The following is an 18945-nucleotide window of genomic DNA, read 5'->3' as shown; positions in this document are numbered from 1 at the left end:
TACTATAGGGGCTACTCCGTTAGGTGAGTTACTACTTCGAGAGTGGGGGTAACCAACGACCCTTACTTTCGATTCTAAACCAATACCAGCTACACGCCCTCTTCGAGACGCTGGTGTCGCTCTTCGAACCGACCCTGACACGATGGACAACAGAAATGATAGATCTCTCCGCCGATACGACTCGTTTCCCCTTCAGAATCTACAGTATTACTGCACTCGGCACACGTGATTGCAAATTCGACGCCGTCGATCGATGGCGTCCACTCGACTTCGTCAACTAATGTAACGGTGTAATCAACCGAGTCAGCGCCATCGAGGAGCCCATTCACCCACACCCGGACGTTCTGTGCTTCTGCACGTCCGTAGAACCAGAGATCTCCCTCAGACGTAATGAACATGTGTTCGACGGCGTCATCATTCCTGACCCGCCCACGAACCGCGTCGAATGACTCAGATGGGATATCAAGCTGGACAAGTACCGGCACACCATCTCTGAGTTGGCTACGGTCGAGATCGATAGTGAACTGGTTGATGACTCCGGTCTCTTGGAGTCGTGTGACGCGATCTGAAACCGCTGGCCCTGAGAGGCCAATTTCCTCGCCGACCGCGCTGAACGGGCGGCGGGCGTTCTCGGCTAACAGCGAGAGAATTTCCATGTCGGTTTCGTCCAAGTCCCGCATACTGGCCGAAAAGGACGCAATATACAATACTATTTCCCTGAAGACACTTTGGAATGCGTCGTTTCACGGCCGTTCGAATAGCAGTATCGAAGCAGCAAACAACAAAGAGGAATCGTCCGTATCTCTCACTGGAATGAGTCAAACGATCACCGTCGAGGGAGTGACCCGCGACCATTGTGAACAGACAGTCTGGAAAGCGACAACCCCGTCGCCAAATGGGAGGGTACACACAACGTTTCTGTACGACGAGGGAGGAGACAGTGTTCGTGTCGAATCTCGGCTTTCAAGCCTGCTTGAGAGCGCCGACAACGACGTCTGGTTGGTGCCAGCGATTGCACTTCAGCGCGCCGACGACGAGCACTCCGAGCATCGCCACCCCAGTGTTCTCTCGAAAACGCGGCTTGACTGTCGCACGTGTGGTCGAAAGACTGAGCATCAGTTCCAGAGGTTCGAGTCTCTCCCAGATGAGACGTGGTCTGGTCAGCCGAGATGGGAGTGCCAGGTGTGTCAGTCGCCTCGCTACGGACCAAACCCCCAGTAGGACACTCAGCTGGACATCATATTAACCAACGCAGACCCAGAAGATGTTGATTAAGTCAGGTGCAGGGCTTCGGCGGGAGACATCAGCGTACCCGTTTCGTTTTCCTACGCCAGGAGTCGACGAGAGCGTGCATAATGACCCACGAGACACATCAAGACCCCAACTGCGTCGCGGCGAAGCAACCACGAGACGCTATAATCGAACAACAGTACACGACCAAACCGAACGACGAGAACTGTTAGAAGCACTGCTTGGCTCTTGCGGCGAGGACTGCGAAATAGTGCCCTCTGAAGACAGGCAGAATCGATCGACATAACCAGAGCCGAATTCCCTTTAAAGGATGAGTTTTGAAGGTAATGCCCACATTGTGATATCGCAGCCGATGAATACGCAGTGAAGTGATGGGAGTGTGATGTACAGGTAAGCCTACCAAACACATACTGAGAGCGGCAACCAGTTCCCCCTACTAATTCATATGCCGGATATAACAATCATATCATCTGTTGGACTGTCCCTTGAGATGGACGACCTCACAGGGTTCCAACGAGACCTCCTATACGTCATTGCCGGTGCCGATCAACCGTCCGGCCAAGATGTCAAAGAAGAGGTGGAGCAGTACTACAGCGCCGACATCAACCATGGACGGCTGTATCCCAACCTCGATACGATAGTCAACAAAGAGTTAGTCGAAAAGGGGCAGCTAGACCGAAGGACGAATTACTACGCAATCACGGAATCCGGAGAGCAAGCAATTGAGGAGAGACGAGCGTGGGAATCGCAGTACGTCGATTAGCTGACGGAGACCTCGTAGTAGTTCGTGTACTTCACGAGGTCACATCCCTGAAGTCCATCTGTGACTGAACGATCGATAGAACCGTCAGCAGATTATGAGACTATCGTCCATCGGGGAAATAGCAACAACTGAACAAATCGAGATAGCGCATCACTTCCAACAGATCACGTTCCAATACCACCCAAAGTGGATTTACTCCAAGGCCAATTACCACTGGTAACAATATGATCGAAAAGTATTACCAAGAGTGTGTGTCATAGAATATCAATGACTCAGTCTCTTACGAACGAGAGCAATGAGATACACGAACAGATCATAGACGAAGTAGCAGCTCTTGAGGATAGGGACCCGTTAGAGCTTCCTCCACTCTATGACGCCGTCGAACCTGACGCACTGGAGTCGATCTTTTCTACAACCGTTGGTGGGACTACCCGAGTTGGCCGAGTAGAATTCCCATACGCAGATCACACGATTATTGTAGAGTTTGAGGAAGAGCCGGTTGTTAGAATCGAGTGAAAACAGGTGAAGCTTCGACGCTATCTATAGTAGCCGTCACTGAAATCAAACCGCACAGGAAGTAACCTGGCCGCTGTTTATCGGCGCCTCCAGAGAGCGGAGGCGAACACAAGTGGCTAACTCGTCAGATTCATCTACCGACTCAAGTGGTCTCACACCGGAACAACGTCTCGAACCACCGAATACGCGGTTACTCGACGCTGGCATCGTGACGATCAACGATATGGAAACGCTGAGTAGTTGATAGGTTCCGGATCGCGTCGTTTCTTACCTCCTCCTGTCAGCGGCGGAAACCGGTTCGAGGTCGTGCCGTTCGGTCCACACACCGAGATACCAGAAGACCGGGGCGAGATCCTGTGCCTTCTCCGTGGCATTGTATTCGACGCGGGGAGGTATCTCATTGTACGCTTTCCGCGTCAGTAATCCGACCTCTGTCAGTTCCTCGAGCCGATTCGAGAGGGTGTTTGGCGCGATATCGACTACTTCCTCCAACTCACTGAATCGCAGTGGCCCTGCCCCGGTTGCAAACTGGTGAAGGATCACGATGGTGTGTTTCTTCCCCAACAGGTTCAGGAGTGCAGACATCGTCTGATTGTCTATCGCTGCCTGTTCGGACCCGGGGGGTCGTGCCTGCTCGTTGGAGAGGATCGTCTCAAGAAACTCTTTAGCATTCGGTGGTTCAACCATGCCACGACTATACCAGATGAAGCCATATAGCTTGTTCCTTCGAAGTCCCTAAGTAACGTAGCATTGAGTGAGCTACTTCATGACTTCGAACTTGATAGTATATTACTTCATCCGGTGTAGTTCCAAGTATGGCCTCAATCGAAGCCACCGACAACCCAGCCATCGAACCGTCGATCAGTCTGATCCGAATCGCCGTCTACGGACTACTGACGATCATCCTCACCAGCCTCGTCAACGGGCTCATCCGCGTCCTCGCGGTCATCGTGTTCGACGTTCCGAACGTCTTCGCGCTCTGGTGGGAGCCAGTCCTCATCGCCTCGACAGTCGGGGCGATCGGAGCAACCCTCGTGTACGGCGTTCTGACTCGGCTTTCGAGCCGACCGAACCGGACCTTCACAATCATCTCGATAATCGTGCTTGTCCTCTCGTTTGCCGGCCCAGTGAACGCATACCTGTCTCCGCCACCCGACCTCACTGACGCACCCTGGACCGTGTTTGCCACGCTCGTCGTCATGCACGTCGCCGCCGCAGCCACCATTATCAGCGTGCTGACCCGCACCACGAACCAGGAGGTCGCATCCCGATGACGCCGATCGGTCTATCCAACCGGTCCGCAGGCAAGACCCGGCCACACGTCGTTGCCGTGCCTGGCAGTCGACGCGACGGGAGTTACACCCGGAGAGCGCTCGAGGAGGCACTGGATGCAAGTGAAGCAGCTGGCGGAACAGCTGAGTTGCTAGACCTGGCAAACTTACAGCTCCCTCCGCTCGACCCGAGTACGGATCCACCGGAAGACAGTGAGACAGTGAGACGAACGATCCGTGAGGCTGATGCAGTCATCCTCGGGACGCCTCTGTATCACGGCTCGTACTCGGGTGTGTTGAAGAACGCCCTCGACTACTGCGGGTTCGACGAGTTCGAAGACACGACCGTCGGCTTGCTCGTCGTTTCCGGTGGGGCATTTCCCACGCCAGCACTCGATCATCTTCGCGCCGTTTGCAGGTCGCTGAACGCCTGGGTGCTCCCGCATCAGGCAGCAGTCCCGCGGGCACGCTCCGCGTTCGACGAGAGCGGATTCACCGACGACGATCTTCGAGATCGTGTTCGGACACTTGGTACACGTGCCGTCGAGTTTGCCACAATCGAACCGGGACGGGCCCCGCCAATTGTGTGTCAGGAGGTGTGACCCGAATCATGACACTGCTTATCGCCACACAGGACGGCGTCTACCGCTCACAACGCGGTGATCTCGACGATGTCGAGCGGGTGCTCGATTCAGGGGTCACACTCGGCGTGCAGTCGTTCGATGATCATGGAACGTTCGTTACATCGAAAACTGGCCTGTACCACTCTACAGATAGTGGGAGTACCTGGCGCCAGCTGGATGTACCACGACCCGAGGTGTACGCCGTAACGGTCAGCCCCGACGGCACCCGGCTGTACGCGGGCACACATCCGGCTCACCTCTACGTCTCGACAGATGAAGGGCGCACGTGGACCGAGCTAGACGGATTTCAGGCGCTTCCCTCCCGCGATCGCTGGCACACGCCTCGTCATCGGGGGGAATCCCACGTCCGAAGCCTCGGTGTCTCCTCCGGCGCTCCGAATCGCGTGGTCGCTGGCGTTGAAGTCGGCGGCATCCACGTCAGCGATGACAACGGTGAGACGTGGACCGAACGACGTGACGATCTCCAAACCGCGCGAGAAGACGATCTCCAGTACGACGTCCACCATCTGCTCGTCGTATCCAGCGACGAGTACGTCGTATCGTGTGGCGGCGGCCTCTATCGAACCCGCGATACTGGGTACTCGTGGACGCGGCTGGACACCGGACTGGATCAATCGTATTTCCAGGAGGCGTTTGCCCATCGGGGGACGTTGTACGCTGCTGCTCAGACGCTCCCGCCAACCCTGCCAGCAGGAAGCAGGTACCGGAAACAGGACGTGAACGCTTCACTGTTCGAATCCACGGACGGTGGAGACACGCTCGAGACCAAGTCGTACCCCGGTGGACCAGACGAGTTCATTTACGCCTGGACAGCAGTCAACGGTCGGGTACTCGCTGGGACCACAGAGGGACGAGTGATCATCCGTGACGACGGCACCTGGACCTCGCTCGGCCATGTTTCGAGCTGGATTCGGTCGCTTCACACGGCTCGTGGCAGTGATAGCGAAGTAAGTAAAGAGCGCTGATGGATGCCGCCGAACCATTCTACCAGACGATCCACACCTAATAAAGCGATTCGTCCACTCTCTTACGAGCTATCGAAAATGAAAAGTGATCAATTTTAGCATAAGTAGAATCTTGGAACAAGTGTTTTGTACCCAACCTCAAGAGTAAGGGATGCATCATCGACGAACATTCCTAACTAGATTGGGAATTACGGGTGGCGCGGCACTCTCCGGAACAGCCATAACCGCGGCGGAAACTTCCGATGACAAAGAGACGATTCAACCACTGGCGTTCGACTCGACGGCGAGCATCCTCGACGCCAAGGGCGAACCACTGACCGACGCCTCGCTCGTCGCGGTGTGGGTCGAGTCGACGGCCTACAACGGCGACGAGGACGGAAACGACGATGCCGTCTCCTACCCCGAGGAGACCTCGATTCCGCTCGTCGCGACCTCGGGTACCCTCGTTGGGTTCGGCGCGCCGATGGCACAGAACGACGCCGATTTCAACGCCGGCAACGAGGAGTTCCTCCTCAACGTCTTCGACGCGAAGTTGGACGGCGAGGGGACCGTCCTCTGGGATGAGGGTCACGGCCAGTTCCACGAGCTCACACTCTCGAATCACAGCTCGTTCGAGCAGTACGCCGAGAACGCGGGATACGATCTCCAGGCGACGACTGACCTCCTCGGTGGGACCTCACTTACGTTTCCCTCGACGGCGAGTCAGGTCGCCCCCGATGGCGGAGCGTTGACCGAACCCTCGACGGTCATGGTTCGGGCGGAGCCCACGGCGGCGAACGTGGACAATGCCGGCGACGCAGCGTCCTACATCTACGGCGACGACGAGGAGATTCCGCTGGTCTCAACCGACGGCGACGTCGTCGGCTTCGGAACGCCGGAGCTGATCGCCGACGGCGAGCTAGATGGCACCAACGAAGAATTCGCGCTCTCGCTTCTCGCGGAGATGATCGACGACGGCGGGACGCTCCTCTGGGACGACGCTCACGACACCTACTACGACTCCTCGAGGTTCGCCTCGTTCGCGGACACCGTGGAGAGCGCGAGTTACGAGTTCGAGGCGACCACCGAGTCGCTCGCCGGGGGATCGGGCGAGAACCCCGATGTCGACGGGGGCGTGCTTACGGCCGAGCCGGCGACGCCAGGCGAGCCTTCGGTCCACACCTGGACGCTCGAGGACGTTTCCTTCGGCGAGTCGGGCGCCGACGGTGACGAGGTCGATACGATCACCGTCGCGTACGAGTCGGCGAGCCTGGACGGGCTGAACCAGGACGACGTCACGGTGAGGATGACCCGGAGCCTTTCGGACGGCACGGACGAAAGCGAGATCAGCGTCAACCAGGGGAGCTACGGCGGATCGTCGGCGACGTTCGACCTCTCCGGGCACTACCAGACCGACGTCGCGGGTCCCGTCGTCGTCGAGATCGACGGCGCCGAGAACCCCGCGTCGAGCGAGACCGCGACGATCACCCTCGCCGGCGACGCCGAGCCGGTCACGGTCGAGGCCGACCTGGCCGTCGGCGACGAGAGTAGCGCTCCGACCGGCCCCGCGATCGACGAACTCGAGTTCTACTCGACGGCGAGTCTCGTCAGTGCCGACGAGACCCCTCTCACCGACGACTCGTTGGTCGCGGTGTGGGCCGAGTCGACCGCCGAGAACGTCGACGAGGCCGGCGACGGCCTCGTCTCCTACCCCGCGGACGTCGACATCCCGCTGGTTGCCGCAGACGGCGGCGTGGTCGGCGTCGGCGCCGCCCTAGCGACCGACGACAGTGACCTCGATGCGAACCGAGAGTTCCTCGTCAACGCGTGGACCGACCGACTCGGTGGAAGCGGATCGGTAGTCTTTGACGAGAGCCACGGCCAGGCGCTCGCACTCGGCGACTACTCGGGGCTCGTCACCCATGCAGAGGGCCGCGGGTTCGACGTGACCGCGAGTGACGACCTCGCAGCCGACCTCTCGGAAGCCGACCTCGCTATGGTGACGACACCCGGCGAGTCGTTTTCGAGTGCCGATCTCGACGCGCTTGCGGAGTTCGTCGACTCCGGCGTCGTCGTCTTCGTCCACGACGAAGCCGACTACGGCGGCCATTCGACGGCGGAACTAAACGAGATTGCGGCCGCGCTCGACGTAGCGTTCCGGTTCAACTCGGACCAGATCGTCGACGAGGAACACAGCACCTGGGCCCCCTTCGTCCTCCGGACGACGAACTTCAACGGCTCGTTCGGCTTCTTCGGGAGCGACGGGTCGGACCCGGGCGCCGGTGCCTCCCCGCTCGAGGGCGCTGACCTCCTCGCGATCTCCTCACCGGCAGAGCCGTACACGGACGCCGAACTCGCGGCCGTCGCCGACCACCTCGCCGATGGCGGGACCGTGTTCCTGTTCGACGAGTCCGAGTTCACGAACGAGGAGACCGCGAACCTGAACGCAATCGCCGAGAGCCTCGATCTCTCCTTCTGGTTCAACGCGGACCAGGTCGAGGACCAAGAGAACAACGCCGGCGCCCCGTACGTCCCGACGACGTCGAACGTGAACGAGGCCTTCTCCGTCTTCGACGGCCTCGGCTCGCCGGCGCTATCAGATGCCGACGGCCTCGTCGTCGCCTCGCCGACCGCCGCGTTTTCGGGTGCCGAACTCGACGCACTCTCTTCGTTCGTCGATTCGGGCAGCGCGGTTTTCCTGTTCGACCAGTCGGACTACGGCGACTACGACGAGACGGCGAACGTCAACGAAATCGCGACGGCGATCGACGCGCCGTTCCGGTTCAACGACGACCAGGTCTACGACGACCAGAACAACGCCTACGCGGACTTCGTTCCGACGACCGAGAATTTCAACGACGACTTCGAGTACTTCCACGAACGCGAGGGCCTCGGACTCGAACTCGACCGCGACGAGACCTGCCAGGTCGAGGTCGTTTCGGTCACCGATGGCGACACTATCGACGTGGCGTTCGAGGACGGCCGGGAGCGATCCGTCCGCACGCTCGGCTTCGACACGCCCGAGACGGGAAGCGCGACAAACACCGAACGCGCCGAGGAGTGGGAGGGGCATCGACTCCTACAGCTACCTCGAAGCGGCCGGCGACGCCGCGACCGCGTTCGCCCAGGGAGAGCTCTCGTCGGGCGACACAGTCGATCTCACCTTCGACGCGACCGAACCCGTCCGCGACCAGTACGGACGCATCCTCGGGTACCTCACTTACGACGCCTCCGGAGACGGCAGTCGCGATACGCTGTACAACCGCCGGGTCGTCGAGGCGGGTCACGCCCGGGTGTACGGCTCCGGGTTCGCTCGCCACGACGAGTTCCTCGCCGCGGAGTTCGCAGCTCGCAGCGCTGGCCTCGAGGTCTGGTCCGAGAGCGATCCTTTCGGCTCCTCGCCGATTCGGGACCGACCCGTCGAGGAGCTGTTCTTCCCGAACCCGGCGGCTATCGTCACCGAGTCAGGTCCCCTTTCTTCGGATCGCGTCCCGGCGTTTGCGGCCCCGACTGCGGGACGAAGCGGCGTCGAGACGACCTACGAGGGCGACATTCCCCTGGCCGGCGTCGACAACGACGCTCGGTTGGCGTATCTCGGCGCCCCGATCGTAGACGAGACGTACGAAGCCGCCGAGGGCTATCCGGTCGACACATCAGTATACGACAACTTCGCGTTCGTGACCGAGCTCATCACCGATCTGAGCGACCGTGAGGACGGTCCGATTCTGATCGAGGGTGGTCACGGCCAGTTCAACCTGGGCTACTCGCTATCGAACGAGGACGCGGCGTACTACCAGCGGTACCTCGAAGGCCAGGACATCTTCTTCGAGCAGGTGAACGACGTGACGACGACGGCCGCTGGCGAGCGACTCGCTGCGGCCCGTGCACTCATCATCACGACCCCGGCATCTGCGTTCACCGAGGACGAACTCGCCGCAGTTGCGTCGTTCGCGGCGGCAGGCGGCACGGTTGTGCTCATGGGGAGTGCGAACGCTCCCACCGTCCAGCGTGGGTACCTCGACGACATTGCTGCAGGGATCGACTCCGATCTGCGGCTCGGGGCAGGGTCGGTCACCGACACCGAGTCTAACCTCGATGATGAGCCATCGATTCCGGTGACGACCAACCTCAACGAAACGGAGGCGCCTCCGGACCAACCGCCGATCGCGCGTATCAATCCCGACACGACCGAGGTCACGATTGGCGAACGGCTCAGTTTCGGCGTCGAGGACACGTCGGGCAACGAACGGTGGATCGACTCCTTAGAATGGGATCTGGGCGACGGCACCACCGCGACGGGATGGTGGACGGACCACCGCTACGACGACCCCGGCAGATACTCCGTCACGCTGACCGCCACCGACAACACGGGAACAGAGACCACCGACACTGTCACCATCGCCGTTGAGGATCTGACGGAGCCGGTCGCACGTCTCGCCCCGAGTACGACCGACGCGTCGGTCGATGAGCGCGTTACGTTCCAGGTCGAGGATACGTCGGGCAACGAACGCTGGATCGACTCCCTGGCGTGGTCCTTCGGCGACGGAACGACGGCAGAGGGCTGGTGGAACGCCCACCGTTACGACGATCCCGGCGAGTACACCGTGACGCTTTCCGCCACCGACAACACGGGAGCGGAAACGACCGACACCGTCACTATCACCGTGAATAGTCGTCGGCATCTCTAGCCGCGTCTTAAACTCCTCTTCAGGATTTTTACCTCGACCCCACGAAAGCGGCCGTCGTATCAAGTACAACGAGCCCGGATTGACCGCGAGTGAGAAGCTGAGGCATCCTTACCCGTGGAGTATCTGGCCGTCGGCCCCGAAGATGATGGTGATTTACGCTCTCATAGTTTACGGAGCTGAACACTGAGGGGTCAGAACGTCTATTGGTAGTGTTTTTCTCGGGCAGGAAGGGCGGTCCGAGTCATATGAGCCAGATCCACAGATGAGTCTGGAAGTCATCGATCGCCACAGCGAAGCACTGTTCGAGTTCCTCTGGTGTCCGGTTTGCGGGCACGAGGTATTCAGCCACATTCCCTTCGAGGGAGTGTTCTGCAAGAATTGCAACACGTGGGTCGAATTCCAGGAACCGATAGAGGATCGTGGCTACGAGGAGGCAGTGATCGCCTGCTTCAACACCGATACGACCTGGAATCTTCACATCGACGAGAAGTTGCGTCGCGATCTCCCCGATGGGTCGGTGCGAGTGAAAATTCTCGGTGCACCAGATGCCTCCATCGGATATTGTAGAGGAATCAGGAGTCCCGCAGGCCCGCATCTACGATGTCATCGACTACCTGAGCGACATGGGGCTCGTGGAGATACACGAACAGAGCGGTGGAAAGACCGTTTCTGCCCCCTCTCCGGAGGCTGCACTCGAATACATAAGGAACGCCACGTCGGGCAGTTTTCGAGTACTGTCGAGTTAGTCTCGCGAGAACTCGAGAAAACTCATGAGCAGGAACGGATTACGGAGGGGTCTGTGACGGTCCTGAGCCACGAAAAGTCCGCAAATCGCCACATGCGGCGTGCCATCGAAGAGACAGAGTGGTGGCTCTCACTGTCTCCTGATCGCTACGCGTTGTTCGAGTCCGAAATCCGTGACGCACTTGATAGAGGTGTCACCGTTCGCCTTGTCGTGGCGACTACGGACAGTGAGGAAAACGTAGGGACCAACGGGTTTCCTGATGGACTCCGCGTTCGAACGAGGCAAATTTCAGGCGTTCTTGTTGCGGCAGACCGTGCCTATAGCGTCTACAGCGGTGGTATGCCAACCAATAGCGGCCGATCCTATCATGTCGTCGCCAATCAGAGTCTCACGCTCCAGTTCCAGCACTACTACGAACAGATCTGGTCGTCATCTCGAATCGTTCAAGAGGCCATCTCGCTCCCTGCTCGATACCTCAACCCCTGGCGTGCAATTATTGATTCCAGTCGGAGTTCGATAATGGTCACCCGCTGGAGGTGCGGGTCGTTGGACACGAAACAGATTCTCGAATCGGCAATGCGTGGACTGGTCGGCTGGTCGATTACGAATTAAAAGGCCCGATACAAGCCGATTACACCGTCTCAATCCCCGTTCAAGCCTCGCTCGTAATCGATACGGGTGAGGAGACGCTCTCAGTCGGTGGGTGGAAGGCGCGCGTTGAAGATATTGGCGCAGACGCTCTCGAGGTTTCCAGAGCTGAATGAGATGACCGAGTCAAGGTCTCTATCGTCGAGAAACTTGGACAAATGACCCACCGGCACAATCGTCGGCATCGACCGAAACGACTTCGTCGTAGCACGCAGTTCGAGGAAATTGGACATCTGGTGGCTGGGACGATAGCGGTCACAACGCCATCAGGGAGGATGTCAATGGGTTCCGTACAGGACCTCCTATCCAATTGTTCAAGTGGTCCTCGCGCAGAACCCATTTAGCGCCCGAGGGACTACTAGCTGTTAATGGACGATTCTACATTGACACAGACACAGCCGCGAATCTATACCGCTCCACGAACAGCCGTCTCACAAAATCAGGGCAAATTCAGAATCCACTTCAACTTCCCCGGTCGTGCTGTTCCGGGTCACGACGACCACGGCTACGGCCCGCTCGCGACGGTCGTCGAGTCGTTCATGGATCCGGGCACCCTGATCCGAATGCACCAGCATCGTAATGAGGAAATCATCTCCTGGGTGCCCGACGGCGTGATGCGCCACGACGATGGCGAGGGCAATAAGCTGGTCACGGACTCCGAGCACCTGATGGTGATGAACGCTGGTAGTGAATTCTGGCACGCCGAGGAGACGCTCGCGGACGACCCACCGCTGCGGATGCTCCAGATATTCGTCCGGCCGTACAGTCTCGATCTCGAGTCCGACATCCAGCACGAATTGATCCCCGACCCGGTCGCCGGTGAGTGGCGCCACCTGTTCGGCCCCGAGAAGACTGACGCCCCGTTGTACGTCCGCAACGATGTCGACTTCTACGACTGTCGACTCGACGCCGGCGCAACGACCACGCTCCCGTCGCGGCCGGGCTGGCACACCTACCTCTATGTCTTCGACGGAGCAGTCGACGTCGGCAATGAGCCAGTGGGGTGCACCGAGAGCGCACTCGTGCCCGACGACAGCAACATACCCGTCACCGCAACCGAGGACTCCACCATCGTCGCGTTCAACATCAACCCCGACGCTCCGGTCACGCGTCAAGGCACTATCGGCCGCTGAAACTCCGGAGAACCAGCCGACGTGAGTGTTTATTTGCCCTCCAAAGAGGGCGAGGGCTCTATCGAGAGTCTTCAGCCTGAGATGACTTCATATGAGTCAACAACAAAGTGCCGACAGCGTCTCAATCGACGACATTTCGATCGATATCGCGAACACGCAATCAGGCAATGTCGATCCCACCGACGTTCCCGACAAAATCGAGTCGATCACCCGTGGGCTTGCTAGCCAGTATCCACCGACGAACCCGCTGGTCGTTCTCAAAGTTGCTCGCTGGTGGTACGTCCATGGCAAGGGCGGAACGGATCCCGCCTTCCGGTGGGCCATCGAATGGGTGCGTCACCTTGCGACCGACACGCCCAGCGACGTCAAGTGGTTCGACGAGTTCCTCGAGTATCTGGTCACGGTTGGAATCGCTGATGAAACCCACGAACTCCGCTGACCCAAATCTGCGTTCAGTATTGACGCCTTGAGAGTGACTCAATTACTCCGTCCAACGTCGAAATCGAGGATCTGATCAGGTCACTTCAAGACCAACCAGGCCGGGGATGACTCATGCGAGAACAACCATTCTAATCAGTTCAACGAGCATCTGGATGAAGACAACCGCCGGTGCGAGCGCGTTGCCCGACAGGAGCGCGAGCGCCAGTGGGAGGATGACCAGTGAGTTTCACGTTGCGGAGGTGAACACTGGAACCGAGTTCATATGCGTCTATGACGTAGTAAACCTGATGATGAAAATCGTGTTCGTCTGTGTCGGAAACGCTGGGCGAAGTCAGATGGCGACAGCACTTGCCGAACGCGAGCGAGACAACCGAGGGCTCGATATCGAGATTGCCACCGGCGGCGTGGATCCAACCGACTCCGTCCACGACGACGTTATTGAAGCCCTCCAGGAGGAAGGAATCGACATCAGCGATCGCAAGCCCCGTGAGATCACTCCCGTAGACATCGAAGACGCGACGCACGTCGTGACGATGGGCTGTTCGGTCGAGCAGTTCCAGCCAGACGGATGGTCGGGAGAGAGTGAAGTCTGGGACCTCGATGCATCCGATACCGGAGCGCAGTTAGATGAACTCAAACGCCGGGTTTCCCGATTCTTCGACGACCTCAGCGAAGAAGAGCGGTAGTGAATCAGCGTCGGGTGTGGGCAAACTGAGTACGTAACCAGTTTTAGTTATGAAGAGAGAACTGGTCACCGGATCTCGTTACTGGATGGATTAATAAGTTCAGAACCCACATCCCCCTGATAGTGGCTCATTCGAGCGATTACGAACAGACACCCGCCATCGATTTCTCAGTCGGTGAGTTTACTGGCGCGTTAGGAGATTCCGTTACAGTCTTCCCCATCGTCGTCGCTATCGGTGCGCTGACCGACCTCTCGCTCACCCAGCTCCTTCTCGGATTCGCGGTATTCCAGGTCGTGTGGGGACTCTACTACGGGTTGCCGATGTCCGTCGAACCGATGAAGGCCCTCGCTGCACTGGTGATTGCTGGGTCACTTACCGCAGGCGAACTCGCGGTCGCAGGCCTTTTCGCCGGAGGTATTCTTCTCGTCGTCGGATGGACCGGAACACTCGGCCGGATTACCCAGTACATCGGCCAGCCCGTTATTCGCGGTGTCCAAGTCGCGGTCGCGCTTATCCTCCTCGAGACAAGCATTCAACTCAGTCTCAACAGTGTTCCGTTCGCACTCATCGCGGTTGCTACCGCCGGTATTGTCATCCTCGCTGGGTATCACCGAGCGAGCGCACTCGTTGTCCTCTGCGTCGGTGTTGGTATCACCGTTGCTCAGACAGGCCTTCCAACACCGGTATATCCATCCGTCGCAGTCGGCCTTCCAGATGCACAGGCACTCTCGATCGCAACTGTAGAAGGGACGGTCGCCCAGCTTGCAATGACGGTTGGGAACGCGGCCATCGCGACCTCACTGCTCCTCTCAGATTTCTACGATGCAGACGTCTCAACTGACGAACTCGCATCCAGTATGGGTGTAATGAACCTGGTTGCAATCCCGCTCGGGGCGATGCCGATGTGCCACGGGAGCGGAGGCGTGGCCGGAAAGTATGCGTTCGGCGCACGCACCGCCGGGTCGAACCTCATTCTAGGGGTGATCTATGCGATTACCGCCGTGGTCGCAGTCGGGATCGTTGCCGCGTTCCCCCTGTCGATGCTCGGCGTGGTCCTCGCTCTGATCGCCGTTGAACTCGGACGAGCAGGACTCGATTCCGATCACCTGGCGCTCACGATTGGAATCGGACTCGTAGGGCTGGTGGCCAACGTCGGAATCGCCTTCGTCTTAGGAGCACTTGGGTACCTACTCCTCCAACGACTCCAGTAGCGGCACGTCCAGCCTGCTACCGATTACTGTTCGCTCGAACTCTCCGACGTTTTTATACGCCCCTGAGGGGTGCGGCGAGTTCAGAATCGACGCAGTCGCCGTGAATTCGATTCGGTGAACACAATGGCTACGACCAGTAATTCGTCGGCCTCCTTTGAGGAGACCGACACACGAAAAGACGAGATGTACAGTACGATCGAAGGATGGATCGACGAACTCGTTGACGACGTTGATGCGGCGCAGGCCAGCGAGGAGTTTCAGGAATGGCTCGATGTCCAGAGTCGGTTCCACGACTACTCCTATCGCAACACGTTGCTCATCAACCTCCAATGCCCCGAAGCGACAAAGGTCGCCGGCTTCAACACCTGGCGGAACGAGTTCGACCGACACGTCCAGGAGGGGGAACAGGCGATCTGGATCTGGGCACCGATCATCACGAAGCAATGCCCGGACTGCGAGAACTCGCCGAGCTACCACGAGAAAATCGGTTGTGAGTACGACGAGACGCCACCCGAGGAATGGTCGAAAGGGCTCGTCGGATTCAACCCGGCCGCTGTCTTCGACATCTCGCAGACCGAGGGAGAACCGCTTCCTGAGCTAGAAACGGAGGCGACGGGCGACGCCGAGGGCCTCGTCCCTCTACTCAGAGCGGCAACGGATGAACTCGGCGTAACGGTTCGCATCGTCGACGCTGCTGAGTGGGCCCACGGCGACGCGAAAGGCGTCTGCAAACAGCGGGATATCCACGATTTCACGCCGATCGTGGAGGCGAAAGCCCGCCCGAACCAGGCCGATCTCGCGGTCACGCTGATTCACGAGTACGCTCACGCGCTACTCCATTTCGACGTCGACGATGAGGACGAACGGTCGAAGCGCGAAGTCGAAGCGGAAGCCGTCGCGTACATCGTTGGTCGGTATTTCGGGTTGGATACGAGCGGCTCGGCGTTCTATCTTGCTGCGTGGCACGGCGACGACCCTGAGGTGATTCAGAATCGTCTTGGGCGGATTAGTTCGACCGCCCAAGAGATTATCGAGACAGTCGCCGAGGACTGAAGACACCATCTCCGCCAATTAACCAACAAAACTATGCTCATTGCGTCTGTGTTGGTTAACACAGATCGGCCCATGTCCTACGAGCCACCGACGCCCCCAGCGGACCTCCCCACCGACGTCATCGACACACTCAATGACTACTCGCCCGAACTCCTTCGGCACGTTGCCCAGTACGCCGAGAAATTCGCTGAATACCGAGAACGAGAGGCACGACTAGCGGAAAACAACGAGAGCAAGGAGGTCGAAGAGCGACCAGCGGACCTTCCGGGTGACGTCCCGTCGAAGGCGACGATTACGGTGAAAGAAATCAACGACAACCGCTACTACTACTGGCAGTGGCGAGATGGAGAAAAGGTGCGTTCTAGGTATAAAGGCCCAGTAAACGCTGACAAGTAGGCTAATTTCCTCTGACATTCATCAGTGATAGGGTTTCTGATGGCTGGCGTAGGACTGAGCCATGCCTGTCGAACTGGAATGGGAGTCCTGCGGGAAATTGTTGCTGAAGCCGCCATCACAAGCTGAGCGATCAGAGAATCACTTCTGTGATCGCGACTGTTATACGAACTAGCGTGGAGGGCGAGGAAAGAAGCAGCAACGGTCGGATGTGACTACTGTAGAGAGGACTTCGAACAGTTCCAGTCACTGTCTGTTGCCGAGCACGATGTTAACCCACACACGGCGCAGAGATACCAGACCGTTGGTTAACACGCCAGATTCTTCTCCATGTCTTTTAATCAGTTTAGAGATTTTATGATTAGGATAGTGCCATGGGGCCAATTGATCTGGAGTGAATGTTCGTCGTGTTCACTTAAGGATGAAGGGTGAGACAAGACGATTTTCTGAGTGTCTAGGCGAGAGCGGACACCGCGTCGACTGATGAAGCTTGGTATTCGCCTCCACCTTGCTTAATTATCGCTTTAAATACTATCTCAAAATTTGAGGGATTCGATATCGAACGGTCGCGAAAAGCTGTCCACGACTGGGTGCAGAAAGCCGACCCACAACCAGCCAACAATGCGAGTCCGAATCACGTCGCCCTCGACGAAACCGTGAGCCGAATCAACGGCCAACAGTTCTGGCTGTACGCTACTGCCGGTCTCGAGACGAACGAAATCTTGCACGTACGGCTCTTTACAATTACAACGACGGCAGCAACACAGCAATTTCTTCGAGAATATTGTGAGAACCACGGCGTTTTTCTCACCGGCCATGCGCATCATTTAGCGGCTGCATTGCAACGAGCTGGACTCCCATTTCGACCCGAATGACACGGAAATCGGAACAGCGCTGAACATGTCGTTCGAAAGATGAAACGACGAACAATATAGTTCTGTAATATTTTCAGTCCCGTCCATCCATTAACAGTTGAGACGGGTTCCAAGTCTTTGACGCTCGGTGGAATTAGCTTAACTAATCACGATGACTATAGCATAGACACGAACTTCACCAACTCACGCTATACAACGCTATTCTGAACAACGAAATTCACTTAATGCGAATCTTTATATGTGCACGTCTTGATTTTCCATTAGTTGACGATGTCACGGCGGGTCAAAACTACCGAAACCTCGTTCAAGATCGTTGAGCTTCTAAAGAAATTCAATGGAGCCACGATGAACGAGTTGAGCGACCAGTTGGAATTGGCTAACAGTACAGTTCATGGGCATCTCAAGACGCTTGAGGAGAACCAATTGCTCGTTAAGGAAGGGGACAAATACCATCTCAGTCTTCAGTTTTTCTACTATGGTAATTACGCGAGACAGCGGAAACCTGAGTATCGGTACGCCGAGGACCATGTCGAGAACCTTGTATCAATGACCAAAGAGGGGGCTAATTTTGCCGTCGAAGAACACGGGCGAATAACCATACTCTATGGAAACAGCATTCCAAACGATCCGACGTACGACGTCGGTGGCAACTATTCCATGCACGACACGGCCAGTGGAAAGGCGATACTAGCCGAGATGTCGGACGAGGAGGTTTCATCAGTGATCGATCAGTGGGGACTGTCAGAGAGAACGGAGCACACGATTACGAACGAAGAGGACCTGTTCGACGAACTGGAGACGATTCGTCGCCAGGGATATGCGTTGAACCACGATGAACTCATGCCCGGTCTCTCTGCCGTCGCCGTGGTCGTCGAGCGGCCGGATTCGTCCATTGCCGGGGCCCTTAGCGTCGGGGGACCTACGTATCGCGTCGCGAGCACTCGCCTTGAGGATGAGTTTCTCGAGGCCCTCCAACAGGTAAAGGCCGAGTTCGAAGACGATGTTCGCTCGTTATATCGCCCGTCATGATGCCCGTCGGTTGGTGGTTTGAACGAAAAATCCGGTACAGTCGAGCTATGCTGTGTCTGCAGTCCTCGTTACTGAGTGCTCTGGGTGCGATAGCGGTGCGAGAAACGAGGCAGTGCTCCTCAGGCGAGGCCGCATTCGAACTTGCTAACGTCCGAATGAGTATTCAAAAACAGTTCGAAGACATCTCAGAGGGAGAGATATCGATACGAATTGATAGTAAGGAGAGGAAGAGTACGCTCATTGTCGTAAACGGGATACTGCTGAGGCCGGACCGCATCGTTGGCTCTTTCGAATTCGTTTGTAACGAGAGTCCCAGCCGCCCAGAGTTTGGGATTCACCACTGCCAGATTTTCACATAATATTCCTGAAGTAGAACCGCAGCCGTCAATGAATCTCAGGATTCAGCCCTATATCATTTGATTATCACTTATAGATACTGATCGGGATATCGATAGATAGGTGATAAAGACGCTGTATAGTGGAGTCAGTTTGAGGACTTCCTTGACTGGAATCGGATTGGAAATCCACAGTGACGACAGTAGCACCTTGTTCTACCAGAATTCGACTGATCTCACGTCTGTTTCTGCTTACGTCATTAGTAGCTATCGCGACGTCATCACGCAACCATGTAATGTCTCGAATTTATCATGATCT

The 18945-nt window shown here is 57.5% G+C and carries 18 protein-coding genes and 7 pseudogenes; 22 read left to right on the top strand and 3 right to left on the bottom strand.

Features of this window, described 5'->3' with window-relative positions; genetic code table 11:
• Positions 1 to 89 precede the first annotated feature (89 nt).
• Positions 90 to 680 carry an AsnC family transcriptional regulator gene (locus NGM29_RS19045; protein WP_254161160.1) on the bottom strand — a complete coding sequence of 197 codons (591 nt, stop codon included), beginning with the start codon at positions 678 to 680 and terminating at the stop codon, positions 90 to 92.
• A 226-nt stretch (positions 681 to 906) separates the two neighbouring features.
• Here NGM29_RS19045 and NGM29_RS19040 point away from each other — a divergent pair.
• From NGM29_RS19040 to NGM29_RS21610, 5 genes and pseudogenes are all read left to right on the top strand, one after another.
• Positions 907 to 1221 (top strand): annotated as a pseudogene (locus tag NGM29_RS19040) (biosurfactant protein 1); the annotation flags it as partial.
• Between the two features lie 43 nt (positions 1222 to 1264).
• A complete protein-coding gene (locus NGM29_RS19035) occupies positions 1265 to 1537 on the top strand; it encodes a maltose acetyltransferase domain-containing protein (RefSeq protein WP_254161158.1) in 273 nt (90 codons plus the stop codon).
• A 204-nt stretch (positions 1538 to 1741) separates the two neighbouring features.
• Positions 1742 to 2014: a PadR family transcriptional regulator gene (locus NGM29_RS19030; RefSeq protein WP_254161156.1), complete on the top strand. Its 273-nt coding sequence runs from the start codon at positions 1742 to 1744 to the stop codon at positions 2012 to 2014.
• A 267-nt stretch (positions 2015 to 2281) separates the two neighbouring features.
• Entirely contained in the window at positions 2282 to 2530 is a 249-nt protein-coding gene (locus NGM29_RS19025; protein ID WP_254161154.1) for a HalOD1 output domain-containing protein, read from the top strand.
• 112 nt (positions 2531 to 2642) lie between these two features.
• Positions 2643 to 2765: pseudogene (locus NGM29_RS21610) on the top strand (DUF8129 domain-containing protein); the annotation flags it as partial.
• A 32-nt stretch (positions 2766 to 2797) separates the two neighbouring features.
• Here the strand turns inward: NGM29_RS21610 and NGM29_RS19020 are convergent.
• Positions 2798 to 3217: a winged helix-turn-helix transcriptional regulator gene (locus NGM29_RS19020; protein WP_254161152.1), complete on the bottom strand. Its 420-nt coding sequence runs from the start codon at positions 3215 to 3217 to the stop codon at positions 2798 to 2800.
• A 128-nt stretch (positions 3218 to 3345) separates the two neighbouring features.
• Between NGM29_RS19020 and NGM29_RS19015 the strand changes: the two genes are divergently transcribed.
• The 11 genes and pseudogenes from NGM29_RS19015 to NGM29_RS18980 all read left to right on the top strand — a co-directional run bounded on the left by NGM29_RS19015 (position 3346) and on the right by NGM29_RS18980 (position 13042).
• Positions 3346 to 3804, top strand: coding sequence for a DUF6069 family protein (locus tag NGM29_RS19015; protein ID WP_254161150.1), 459 nt, complete (start codon positions 3346 to 3348; stop codon positions 3802 to 3804).
• Positions 3801 to 4403 (top strand): NADPH-dependent FMN reductase, encoded by a 603-nt coding sequence (locus NGM29_RS19010; RefSeq protein WP_254161148.1) that lies wholly within the window; start codon positions 3801 to 3803, stop codon positions 4401 to 4403. The genes NGM29_RS19015 and NGM29_RS19010 overlap by 4 nt, the downstream gene beginning before the upstream one ends.
• A gap of 8 nt (positions 4404 to 4411) precedes the next feature.
• A complete protein-coding gene (locus NGM29_RS19005) occupies positions 4412 to 5410 on the top strand; it encodes a WD40/YVTN/BNR-like repeat-containing protein (RefSeq protein WP_254161146.1) in 999 nt (332 codons plus the stop codon).
• A gap of 2579 nt (positions 5411 to 7989) precedes the next feature.
• Positions 7990 to 8709: pseudogene (locus NGM29_RS21345) on the top strand (thermonuclease family protein); the annotation flags it as partial.
• A gap of 357 nt (positions 8710 to 9066) precedes the next feature.
• Entirely contained in the window at positions 9067 to 10077 is a 1011-nt protein-coding gene (locus NGM29_RS18995) for a PKD domain-containing protein (protein ID WP_254161233.1), read from the top strand.
• Positions 10078 to 10339: 262 nt separating this feature from the next.
• A pseudogene (locus NGM29_RS18990) lies at positions 10340 to 10627 on the top strand (DUF7567 family protein); the annotation flags it as partial.
• Positions 10623 to 10823 carry a helix-turn-helix domain-containing protein gene (locus tag NGM29_RS21525; RefSeq protein WP_425499275.1) on the top strand — a complete coding sequence of 67 codons (201 nt, stop codon included), beginning with the start codon at positions 10623 to 10625 and terminating at the stop codon, positions 10821 to 10823. The pseudogene NGM29_RS18990 and the gene NGM29_RS21525, both read left to right, overlap by 5 nt.
• Before the next feature lie 53 nt (positions 10824 to 10876).
• The gene (locus NGM29_RS21520; protein ID WP_425499276.1) at positions 10877 to 11434 is read left to right on the top strand and encodes a TrmB family transcriptional regulator sugar-binding domain-containing protein; all 558 of its coding nucleotides are present in this window, start codon (positions 10877 to 10879) and stop codon (positions 11432 to 11434) included.
• Positions 11347 to 11586: pseudogene (locus NGM29_RS21515) on the top strand (TrmB family transcriptional regulator sugar-binding domain-containing protein); the annotation flags it as partial. The gene NGM29_RS21520 and the pseudogene NGM29_RS21515, both read left to right, overlap by 88 nt.
• A 252-nt stretch (positions 11587 to 11838) precedes the next feature.
• A complete protein-coding gene (locus NGM29_RS18985) occupies positions 11839 to 12603 on the top strand; it encodes a pirin family protein (protein ID WP_254161144.1) in 765 nt (254 codons plus the stop codon).
• Between the two features lie 91 nt (positions 12604 to 12694).
• A complete protein-coding gene (locus tag NGM29_RS18980; protein ID WP_254161142.1) occupies positions 12695 to 13042 on the top strand; it encodes a DUF8013 domain-containing protein in 348 nt (115 codons plus the stop codon).
• A gap of 80 nt (positions 13043 to 13122) precedes the next feature.
• Here the strand turns inward: NGM29_RS18980 and NGM29_RS18975 are convergent.
• A pseudogene (locus tag NGM29_RS18975) lies at positions 13123 to 13291 on the bottom strand (arsenic resistance protein); the annotation flags it as partial.
• Between the two features lie 40 nt (positions 13292 to 13331).
• On the opposite strand from NGM29_RS18975, the gene NGM29_RS18970 reads away from it, so the two are divergent.
• The 6 genes and pseudogenes from NGM29_RS18970 to NGM29_RS18945 all read left to right on the top strand — a co-directional run bounded on the left by NGM29_RS18970 (position 13332) and on the right by NGM29_RS18945 (position 18291).
• Positions 13332 to 13730, top strand: a complete 399-nt coding sequence (locus NGM29_RS18970; protein WP_256548196.1) for an arsenate-mycothiol transferase ArsC — start codon at positions 13332 to 13334, stop codon at positions 13728 to 13730.
• Positions 13731 to 13852: 122 nt separating this feature from the next.
• Complete coding sequence (locus tag NGM29_RS18965; protein WP_254161138.1) at positions 13853 to 14941, top strand: putative sulfate/molybdate transporter; 1089 nt, start codon at positions 13853 to 13855, stop codon at positions 14939 to 14941.
• Positions 14942 to 15064: 123 nt separating this feature from the next.
• Positions 15065 to 15994, top strand: a complete 930-nt coding sequence (locus tag NGM29_RS18960) for an ImmA/IrrE family metallo-endopeptidase (protein ID WP_254161136.1) — start codon at positions 15065 to 15067, stop codon at positions 15992 to 15994.
• A gap of 72 nt (positions 15995 to 16066) precedes the next feature.
• Positions 16067 to 16390: a DUF6788 family protein gene (locus NGM29_RS18955; RefSeq protein ID WP_254161134.1), complete on the top strand. Its 324-nt coding sequence runs from the start codon at positions 16067 to 16069 to the stop codon at positions 16388 to 16390.
• Between the two features lie 447 nt (positions 16391 to 16837).
• Positions 16838 to 17319 (top strand): annotated as a pseudogene (locus tag NGM29_RS18950) (transposase domain-containing protein); the annotation flags it as partial.
• Positions 17320 to 17532: 213 nt separating this feature from the next.
• The gene (locus NGM29_RS18945; RefSeq protein WP_254161231.1) at positions 17533 to 18291 is read left to right on the top strand and encodes an IclR family transcriptional regulator; all 759 of its coding nucleotides are present in this window, start codon (positions 17533 to 17535) and stop codon (positions 18289 to 18291) included.
• Positions 18292 to 18945: the final 654 nt, after the last annotated feature.

This window comes from Natronosalvus rutilus (assembly GCF_024204665.1).
In the GTDB taxonomy this organism is placed as follows: Archaea; Halobacteriota; Halobacteria; order Halobacteriales; family Natrialbaceae; genus Natronosalvus; species Natronosalvus rutilus.
This window is presented reverse-complemented; position numbering and strand designations above follow the sequence as displayed.

Coding starts and splice junctions, on each gene's coding strand:
- NGM29_RS19020 (WP_254161152.1), bottom strand. CDS start 3,217: ATGGTTGAACCACCGAATGCTAAAGAGTTTCTTGAGACGATCCTCTCC.
- NGM29_RS18945 (WP_254161231.1), top strand. CDS start 17,533: ATGTCACGGCGGGTCAAAACTACCGAAACCTCGTTCAAGATCGTTGAG.
- NGM29_RS18955 (WP_254161134.1), top strand. CDS start 16,067: ATGTCCTACGAGCCACCGACGCCCCCAGCGGACCTCCCCACCGACGTC.
- NGM29_RS18960 (WP_254161136.1), top strand. CDS start 15,065: ATGGCTACGACCAGTAATTCGTCGGCCTCCTTTGAGGAGACCGACACA.
- NGM29_RS19010 (WP_254161148.1), top strand. CDS start 3,801: ATGACGCCGATCGGTCTATCCAACCGGTCCGCAGGCAAGACCCGGCCA.
- NGM29_RS19015 (WP_254161150.1), top strand. CDS start 3,346: ATGGCCTCAATCGAAGCCACCGACAACCCAGCCATCGAACCGTCGATC.
- NGM29_RS18970 (WP_256548196.1), top strand. CDS start 13,332: ATGATGAAAATCGTGTTCGTCTGTGTCGGAAACGCTGGGCGAAGTCAG.
- NGM29_RS18980 (WP_254161142.1), top strand. CDS start 12,695: ATGAGTCAACAACAAAGTGCCGACAGCGTCTCAATCGACGACATTTCG.
- NGM29_RS21525 (WP_425499275.1), top strand. CDS start 10,623: ATGCCTCCATCGGATATTGTAGAGGAATCAGGAGTCCCGCAGGCCCGC.
- NGM29_RS19005 (WP_254161146.1), top strand. CDS start 4,412: ATGACACTGCTTATCGCCACACAGGACGGCGTCTACCGCTCACAACGC.
- NGM29_RS19035 (WP_254161158.1), top strand. CDS start 1,265: ATGTTGATTAAGTCAGGTGCAGGGCTTCGGCGGGAGACATCAGCGTAC.
- NGM29_RS19025 (WP_254161154.1), top strand. CDS start 2,282: ATGACTCAGTCTCTTACGAACGAGAGCAATGAGATACACGAACAGATC.
- NGM29_RS19030 (WP_254161156.1), top strand. CDS start 1,742: ATGGACGACCTCACAGGGTTCCAACGAGACCTCCTATACGTCATTGCC.
- NGM29_RS19045 (WP_254161160.1), bottom strand. CDS start 680: ATGCGGGACTTGGACGAAACCGACATGGAAATTCTCTCGCTGTTAGCC.
- NGM29_RS18985 (WP_254161144.1), top strand. CDS start 11,839: ATGGACGATTCTACATTGACACAGACACAGCCGCGAATCTATACCGCT.